This window comes from Mesorhizobium sp. M7A.F.Ca.CA.002.15.2.1 (assembly GCF_003998715.1).
GTDB lineage: Bacteria > Pseudomonadota > Alphaproteobacteria > Rhizobiales > Rhizobiaceae > Mesorhizobium > Mesorhizobium ciceri.
Window position 1 is genome coordinate 1 of the sequence record NZ_RZPI01000217.1, and the last position, 7,984, is coordinate 7,984.

Genomic DNA, 7,984 nt, shown 5'->3' on the forward strand with positions numbered 1-7,984 from the left:
CCATGTAGCCCGGCCAGTTGGTGCCGAACTGGAAGCTCATGGTGACGCCCGAAACCACGCCCATGGCAAAGGACAGCGCGAACACCTTCACCCAGGTGAAATAGGCGCGCATCCAGGCGGAATCGTTGGTCGCGTTGTAGCGCAGCTTGAAGAACAGCAGCACCCAACCCAGCGCAATGGTGATCGTCGGAAATAGAATGTGGAATGAAATATTCGCGCCGAACTGGATACGCGAAAGTATGAGCGGGTCCATGATGGGCTCCGGCTGCTGCAAATACTCGCGAAGAATAGGCCCGAAGCGAGTTCAGGTCAAAGCGGCGTCCTGCCGCGAGGCTGAACGCCACAGGACAATTTTGCCGGTTGCATGCCGCGCAACTCCGGGCCTGTGCGCCGCACCTGCAATGGCCGGCCGGCAACGATTGTCGAGAACTGTCAGCAGGGCATTGACTTGCGGTTGCAAGCACCGACATTCGGCCTATATCAGGGGACCTCTTCAAGCAGCCGTTTTCATCCATGCCTTCCATCCTGTCCATTTCCGGGGTCTCCAAGACCTACGCCACCGGTTTTACCGCGCTCAAGGAAGTCAATCTCGACATTCAGCGCGGCGAAATCTTCGCGCTGCTTGGGCCCAATGGCGCCGGCAAGACGACGCTGATCTCGATCGTCTGCGGCATCGTCAACCGCTCGTCGGGCACCGTCACCGTCGACGGCCACGACATCAACAAGGATTATCGCGCCGCGCGCGGTCTGATCGGGCTTGTGCCGCAGGAACTGACCATCGATGCCTTCGAGAGCGTCTGGGCGACGGTCAATTACAGCCGTGGCCTGTTCGGCAAGCCGGCCAACCACGGCTTTGTCGAGAAGGTGCTGCGCGATCTCTCACTGTGGGACAAGAAGGATGCCAAGGCGATCACCCTGTCGGGCGGCATGAAGCGCCGGCTGATGATCGCCAAGGCGCTGTCGCATGAGCCGCGCATCCTGTTCCTCGACGAGCCGACCGCCGGCGTCGACGTCGAGCTGCGCCAGGACATGTGGGCGATGGTGCGCCGGCTGCGCGAGGACGGCGTCACCATCATCCTCACCACGCACTATATCGAGGAAGCCGAAGCGATGGCCGACCGCGTCGGCGTCATCAACCGCGGCGAGATCATCCTGGTCGAGAACAAGGCCGAACTGATGCGCAAGCTCGGCCGCAAGCGGCTGGTGCTGGAACTGCGCAATCCGCTGACGGCCATTCCCGAGGCGCTCTCGCGCTATGCGCTGGAATTGTCGCCCGATGGCGGGCAGCTGACCTACACCTATGACAACCAGGCCGAGCGGCCCGGCGTCGCCTCGTTGATGCGCGATCTCGAGGCCGGCGGCATCCAGTTCCGCGATATCGACACGCAAAACTCTTCGCTCGAGGAGATCTTCGTCAATCTGGTGAGGAGGGAGCCATGAACCTTCGCGCAGTATGGGCGATCTACCGGATGGAAATGGCACGTGCTTTCCGCACCGTGCTGCAGAGCATCGTCTCGCCGGTCATCTCGACGTCGCTGTATTTCGTCGTCTTCGGCTCGGCCATCGGCTCGCGCATCACCGAGATCGACGGCATCAGCTACGGCGCCTTCATCGTGCCGGGTCTGATCATGCTGTCGCTGTTGACGCAGTCGATCTCCAACGCCTCCTTTGCCATCTATTTCCCGAAATTCGTCGGCTCGATCTACGAGCTTCTGTCGGCGCCGGTCTCCTATCTGGAGATCGTCATCGCCTATGTCGGCGGTGCCGCGACCAAGTCGATCATCCTCGGCCTGATCATCCTGGCCACCGCCTCGCTGTTCGTGCCGCTCACCATCCTGCATCCGTTCTGGATGCTCGCCTTCCTGGTGCTGACGGCGGTGACCTTCAGCCTGTTCGGCTTCATCATCGGCATCTGGGCGAAGAGTTTCGAGCAGCTGCAACTGGTTCCGCTGCTGATCATCACGCCGCTGACCTTCCTCGGTGGCAGCTTCTATTCGATCAACATGCTGCCCGAGGTCTGGCGCACGATCACGCTGTTCAACCCGGTCGTCTATCTGATCAGCGGTTTCCGCTGGAGCTTCTACGGCAAGTCCGACGTCTCGGTCGGCGTCAGCCTCGGCATGACGGTCGTCTTCCTGCTGATCTGTATAACGATCGTCGCCTGGATCTTCAGGACAGGGTATCGGTTGAGGAATTGACGGCAGAACGCCGCCAGGTCTGTTGAGATTCAGGTCAGGCCGAGTCGAAAATGGCGGATTCCGAGAACCGGAGCGGAGCGTACTTTTCGTACGTGAGCACCGGAAGCGCAGGAAGCCGCCATTTGCAGGCCGGCCTCACCTGAATATCGATACATCTAGATCGCCTTGACCAGCCGCAGCAACCCCAGCATCTCGACATACGTCCCCTTGCGGAAAGCGATGTAGACCGGCTCCTCGACACCGTGGAAGCGGCGCTTGAAGGCCGCCTGGCCCTGCAGGTTGAACCTGCGGCGATTGACCCAGGGCGAATCGTAGGCGCGCTGGAAGGCATTGCGCCAGAAATCGCTTTCGGCAAAGCCGCTTGGCCCGATATCGAGCATCGGCGACAGGCCGAGCGTGACCACCGAGATGCCCTCTTCGCGAAAACGATCGACGGCGAATTTGGTCAGGCCGACCTCGGCATGCGGCGAAGCGTCGATATGCTTGCGCTTGAAGGCCGTCGTGTAGCCGATGACCTTTCCGTTGCGGCACAGCGGGTCGAAGTCGAGCAGAGCGACCAGTCCGCCGTCGGGACCGTGCAGGACGAAACGGCGCATGTCGGTGCCGAGATGGTCGGCAAAGTTGCGGTTGAGAAAGCCCATCTCCCAGCGCTTGACGATGCGGTCGCCGCGCCAGTTTTCCGAAAGCCGGGCAATTTCATCCAGAAAAATCGTGCGCTTGTCCTCGTCGAACGAAAAGCCTTTCTTCAGCAGCCAGCGCTCGGAGTAGCGCACGGTCTCGTTGCGCTTCCCGGAAAAATCATGCTCGGGCAGGGTGAGGCGGGTGTCGATGCCGAGGCGATTGACCTTGTAGCCAAGGCCGGCCAGCACGCGTGCGGTGTCCTCGCCGACCTGCACGAACCACGGGCTGCCGGCGGTCTCGACGAAGCGCTTGATGTAATCGGCCCGACGCGCCGGAGCCGCCACCGGGTCGCCGAGCGCGAAATGGTGCTTCATCTTGGTACCGAAGGCGATGTAGCCGTCGGCGTCGCCGAAATAGGAGAGCTTGCCTTGCACGGCGGTGGAATAGGCGAGCGAGAAGTCGCCATAGCGGCGCACCAGTGCCAGGCGTTCGACATGGGTCAGCGCCTGCCGCTCGACCTCGGGCGCGGCGGCCTCAAGGATCTTGTCGAAATAGAACCGCAAGGAGGGCATGGTCGAGATTCCGCGTGCCGCCTACAGCGCCGGCCGTCCAGGACGCGCCAAGGTGCTGTAACACTTTGATTCTGCGCATGACTCGAAAATCGGAGTCGATTTCGGGCATGCGCGTGGGGATAACCGAGACCCGCCAGCCACCCCGAGCCTCGAATCAATCACATTGCCGCGACCTGATTACCGTTGATATCGCGCATATGCCATATAGAGCGCAACCGCGGCCCGGCGTACGGAGCTAATTCGCATCGCTCGAAATTTCGGCCGCGGTTTGCTGCAGGGATCCTGCGCGGGATCAAACGGTTACAGCGTCCTGCCAGCCTGGCGTCGAACGGGATTCGAGTGAATGACTGATACGACAATCAGATCGGTTGTGGATCTGCCGGCCAAGGTCGAGCCGGCAATCGTCGTCGGCGCCGGTGCTGCCGGGCTGGCCGTCGCGCACGCCTTGATGAACGCCGGCGTGCCGACGGCGATCCTGGAAAAGGAAAGCCGGTTGGCTGAGCCATGGCACCGGCGGCACCAGCAATTGCATCTCAACACCCACCGCGATCTTTCTTCGCTGCCTGGTCTCCCCTATCCACCCGGCACCCCCGCCTTTCCGCACCGGACGGTCGTCATCCGCCACATGAATGATTTCAGGGAGGAAAACCGGCTGCCGGTGCAGTTTGGCGTCGCTGTCGAAGAGATTGCCTTCAAGGGCGATCACTGGGCGGTACGGACCAGCGCTGGCCTGCGGCTGGCCCGCAATGTCGTCGTCGCCACCGGCCGCGACAGGCAGCCGTTCATTCCCGAATGGAAAGGCATGAAGGATTTCGTCGGGCGCATCATCCATTCGGCGGATTTCGGTGACGCACAGGCCTATGCGGGCCAGAAAGTGCTGGTCGTCGGCGCTGGCAATTCGGGTTTCGATGCGCTCAATCATCTGGCCGGCATAGACACGGCCGCCATCTGGCTGTCGGCCCGCAGCGGTCCCGCCCTGCTGCCCAAGCGCATCGGCAAGATCGCCGTGCACCGGCTTTCGCCGTTCATGGCTCGCTTGCCGTTGCGGGTCGCCGACGCGGTGATGTCGGCGACGCAGCGCCTGGCTTTCGGCGACCTGACCAAATTCGGCCTGCCGCCCGCGCCTGCGGGCGGCGCCAGCCGCCTGACCTCGGATTACACCGCGATCGCCGCCGACGACGGCGCCGTCAGCGCCATAAAGGCCGGCAAGATCACCGTCGTACCTGGCATAAGGGAATTCACCCGTGACGGCGTGATCCTGGCCGATGGCAGCCTGATCTATCCTGACATCGTCATTGCCGCGACAGGCTACCGCACCGGGCTGGAGCCGATGGTCGGCAAGCTCGGCGTGCTCGACGCCAAGGGCGTTCCGCTCTTCAACGGCGGGCAAGCCGATCCGAAATTGCCCGGTCTGTGGTTCACCGGCATGCGGCCGAGCATTCGCGGCTGCTTCGCCAATGCCGGTATCCTGGCCAAGGCGATCGCCAAACGGATTGCAGGGTCGGCCTCGCACCAACCCGGCGCATCACGCTGATTTGGGTTCCAGCCGCCGGAAACCGACGGCCTCCATCAGCATGTCCTCTTCCTCCATGCCGGCATTGTGCAGGGCGAGCAGGTTAAGCGCGATTTCCCGCGCGTCGGCGGAATCGGGATGTGCCTCGCGCCGCCGGCAGGCCTCGTCGAACACGCGCTGCAGCTTGGCGATATCGGCTGGCTTGAGCAAGCCACGGTCATAGACGGACTTCGACATGGCGATCTCCTGATAAAGACCTAGGGCGCCATGTTTAAATTGCCAATCTTTCCCGAGGCTTGACCGACTTCACCCCATGCCGCGACTTCAAAGGGCGGCAGCGGTGCAAATCTGCTCCGCTGCTGCGCCCCATGCTGGAGGGCAATCAGACCGCGATCTTGCCGCCGCCCTGTCTGGTGATGGCGACCACCGACGGCCGCACCGGCATGTCGGGCTTGAAGTCGGGCCAGCGCGTCGACAGATCCTCATAGTAGGACGGGCGGCCGAACGCTTCCCAGTCCTCGCCGCCATCGCCCGGATGCTGGACGGCGACGAAGGCGGTCTGGTCGTCGGGCGCAAACAGCGGACCGCACATTTCGGCGCCGATCGGCACGCGGAAGAACAGTTTCGAGGTCGCCCGCGCCACCCCTTCCGTGTCCACCGCCCACAGACCATCCGTGCGGCCGGTGGCTTTCGGGCCCTGGCCGTCGGTCGCGACCCAGAGACGCCCGGCCGAATCGACCGCGCAATTGTCGGGCATGCCGAACCAGCCATTGGCCGTCGTTGCCGTCGAGAAGGTGGCGCCGACATCGGCAACCGCCGGATCACCGCATTTCAGCAGCACTTCCCACTTGCCCTTGGCGGCGGTGAAATCACCGCCGTCCTCGGCGATCTCGATGATGTGGCCAAAGGCGTTTTCGGCGCGGGGGTTGGCGGCGTCTACCTGGTCGGCCTTGCGCTTCGAATTGTTGGTCAGCATGACATAGACCTTGCCGTTGATGGCATTGGGCTGGATGTCTTCGGGGCGGTCCATCTTGGTGGCACCGAGCAGGTCGGCGGCGCGGCGCGTCTCGATCAGCACGTCGGCCTGGCCAGTGAAACCGTTTTCAGCCGTCAGCGGTCCCTGGCCGAAGACGATCGGCAGCCATTCGACCGTGCCATCTTCGGCGAACCTGGCGACATGCAGCGTGCCATCATCGAGCAGGTCCCTGTTGGCGGCATGATCGTTCGGATCGAACGCGGCCTTGGTCACGAACTTGTAGACATAGTCGAAGCGCTCGTCGTCACCGAGATAGAAGACGACGCGGCCGTCCCTGGCGACAATCGATTCGGCGCCCTCATGCTTGAAGCGGCCCATGGCCGTGCGCTTCCTCGGCGTCGAGGTCGGGTCGTTGACATCGACCTCGACGATCCAGCCGAAGCGGTTGGCCTCATTGGGCTCCTTGGCGAGGTCGAAACGTTCGTAATGCGCCGCCCATTCATAGGCGCCTTCGGGAATGCCGAGACGCTTGTAGTTCGCGGCTTCCTTGTGGCCTTCCGGCAACTCGCCGGAGAAATAGCCATGGATGTTCTCCTCGGCCATCACATAGGTGCCCCAGGGCGTGACGCCGCCGGCGCAATTGTTGAACGTGCCGAACACCTTGGTGCCGGACGGATCGGCATTGGTCTTGACGCGGTCATGGCCGGCAACCGGACCGGCCAGCGCCATTTCGGTGTTGGAGGTGATGCGGCGATTGAGCTTGCCGTCGCGCACCACCTGCCATTTGCCTGATGTCTTGCGGATCTCGACGATGGTGCCGCCGTGAGCTGCCATCTCGACATCGACCTGCTCCTTCGAGAGGGGTGCGACTTCGGCCGACTTCTTGCCGTCCTTCTCGACGATTTTCACGATGCCCGGGAACATCAGATGCGGATTGGTGTATTCGTGGTTGACCACCAGCAGGCCATGTTCGGCCGAGCCGTCGATGGGGATGTAGCCGACATAATCGTTGTTGTAGCCGAACTGTTTCGCCTGGGCCTCGGCCGACTGTTTCGTCGGGTCGAAGTCGGGCGAATCGGCAAACAGCGGATCGCCCCAGCGCAGCAGTACATCGGCATCGTAACCCGGCGCGACGTGGTGCTTGTCGTCGATGCCGGCCTCGAGTTCGTCGAACGTGAAGGCCGAGCCTTCAGCGGCCCGGGCCTCGTCGGCGCTGATCAGCGCCAGCGGGCTGACGGTGGCGGCGATGGCCGAGACAGCCAGCGAACCCTTGAGGAAGCCGCGGCGCGAGAACCGCGCGGCGATGATCTCGCCCATGGTGCGGTTGTCGGAAGCGTTGATGGCCGGGCCGTCGTTTTCCTCGAGCAGGCTGGTGCGGAATCGGGTGTCGGGGGAGCGAAGGTCAGTCATGGCTTGCCTCTGGCTGTTGGATTGGCTGGAGCGTGGGTACCTGTTTGACCCCCTTATAATCGCCGGATCACATTTTCGTGACATCGGGAGACCTTTCAGACGCGACAGGCATTGCGCGCAGCGCTGGCTAAGCATTCCCGCAGACCGGAACTGCTCCAGAATCGCCGGTTCGAGATGAAAGGAGACCTTAGGCGGCATCTTGGCCGCGCATCCTGCGACGGCGGACGACATCAGTCGTTTGCAAAAAACAGATCAACGGGCAACTGCACCCTCGACAAGTCACCTCCGCCGCCCCCGGCGGAGGTGACTTGATGTTCGGCGTCTGCGGTCGTCAGGCATCGGGAAAGCCAGTCTCCCGTTTAGCGATGGCGGTCACGGCGCCGTTCATGCGAAGCTAATGTAGCATATACTTGGGACTTTAGTCCAACCTTGCGCTTGCAATGGTCCTGGTTGACAACCGCAACGGTCGGAGGTCGCTTCCGGGCGCCGCGTCTTTCGGCAATGTTGGTTGCACTGCAACGTTGGGGTGGGGCGCGCCGGGCTCAGTCGTCGGAGATCAGAATGCACAGATCGGTCACGACCCGTTGTTGCCGGCTGGCGCTCAAATCGGCAGCGGCGCTGGTGTTGACGATTGCGCCCTATCAAATTGTCCTGGACGGCTCCGTTTCCGGCATCCACACCGTCAGCGCATACG

At 62.7% G+C, this 7,984-nt stretch carries 7 protein-coding genes; 3 read left to right on the plus strand and 4 right to left on the minus strand.

Annotation, left to right across the window (positions count from 1 at the left end):
• Positions 1-253: cytochrome ubiquinol oxidase subunit I (locus tag ENZ74_RS14340; protein WP_164761032.1), on the minus strand; the 253-nt coding region annotated here is incomplete at its 3' end.
• Between the two features lie 260 nt (positions 254-513).
• Here ENZ74_RS14340 and ENZ74_RS14345 point away from each other — a divergent pair.
• On the plus strand, positions 514-1,440 hold the full coding sequence (locus tag ENZ74_RS14345; protein ID WP_024502216.1) for an ABC transporter ATP-binding protein: 927 nt from the start codon (positions 514-516) through the stop codon (positions 1,438-1,440).
• On the plus strand, positions 1,437-2,198 hold the full coding sequence (locus ENZ74_RS14350) for an ABC transporter permease (RefSeq protein ID WP_013528680.1): 762 nt from the start codon (positions 1,437-1,439) through the stop codon (positions 2,196-2,198). The genes ENZ74_RS14345 and ENZ74_RS14350 overlap by 4 nt, the downstream gene beginning before the upstream one ends.
• A 155-nt stretch (positions 2,199-2,353) precedes the next feature.
• Here the strand turns inward: ENZ74_RS14350 and ENZ74_RS14355 are convergent, their stop codons facing one another.
• A complete protein-coding gene (locus ENZ74_RS14355; protein WP_063169630.1) occupies positions 2,354-3,391 on the minus strand; it encodes a phosphatidylglycerol lysyltransferase domain-containing protein in 1,038 nt (345 codons plus the stop codon).
• A 343-nt stretch (positions 3,392-3,734) separates the two neighbouring features.
• Between ENZ74_RS14355 and ENZ74_RS14360 the strand changes: the two genes are divergently transcribed.
• Positions 3,735-4,925, plus strand: coding sequence for an NAD(P)/FAD-dependent oxidoreductase (locus ENZ74_RS14360; RefSeq protein ID WP_027161242.1), 1,191 nt, complete (start codon positions 3,735-3,737; stop codon positions 4,923-4,925).
• On the opposite strand, the gene ENZ74_RS14365 is transcribed toward ENZ74_RS14360, so the two are convergent.
• Positions 4,917-5,141: a hypothetical protein gene (locus ENZ74_RS14365; protein ID WP_024502214.1), complete on the minus strand. Its 225-nt coding sequence runs from the start codon at positions 5,139-5,141 to the stop codon at positions 4,917-4,919. The two genes, ENZ74_RS14360 and ENZ74_RS14365, sit on opposite strands and share 9 nt — an antisense overlap.
• 145 nt (positions 5,142-5,286) lie before the next feature.
• Positions 5,287-7,290 carry a PhoX family phosphatase gene (locus tag ENZ74_RS14370; RefSeq protein ID WP_063169631.1) on the minus strand — a complete coding sequence of 668 codons (2,004 nt, stop codon included), beginning with the start codon at positions 7,288-7,290 and terminating at the stop codon, positions 5,287-5,289.
• Between the last annotated feature and the right edge of the window lie 694 nt (positions 7,291-7,984).

Bases quoted from the DNA above. Each gene is read 5' to 3' on its own strand.
- ENZ74_RS14345 (WP_024502216.1), top strand. From the start codon at position 514: ATGCCTTCCATCCTGTCCATTTCCGGGGTCTCCAAGACCTACGCCACC.
- ENZ74_RS14350 (WP_013528680.1), top strand. From the start codon at position 1,437: ATGAACCTTCGCGCAGTATGGGCGATCTACCGGATGGAAATGGCACGT.
- ENZ74_RS14355 (WP_063169630.1), bottom strand. From the start codon at position 3,391: ATGCCCTCCTTGCGGTTCTATTTCGACAAGATCCTTGAGGCCGCCGCG.
- ENZ74_RS14360 (WP_027161242.1), top strand. From the start codon at position 3,735: ATGACTGATACGACAATCAGATCGGTTGTGGATCTGCCGGCCAAGGTC.
- ENZ74_RS14365 (WP_024502214.1), bottom strand. From the start codon at position 5,141: ATGTCGAAGTCCGTCTATGACCGTGGCTTGCTCAAGCCAGCCGATATC.
- ENZ74_RS14370 (WP_063169631.1), bottom strand. From the start codon at position 7,290: ATGACTGACCTTCGCTCCCCCGACACCCGATTCCGCACCAGCCTGCTC.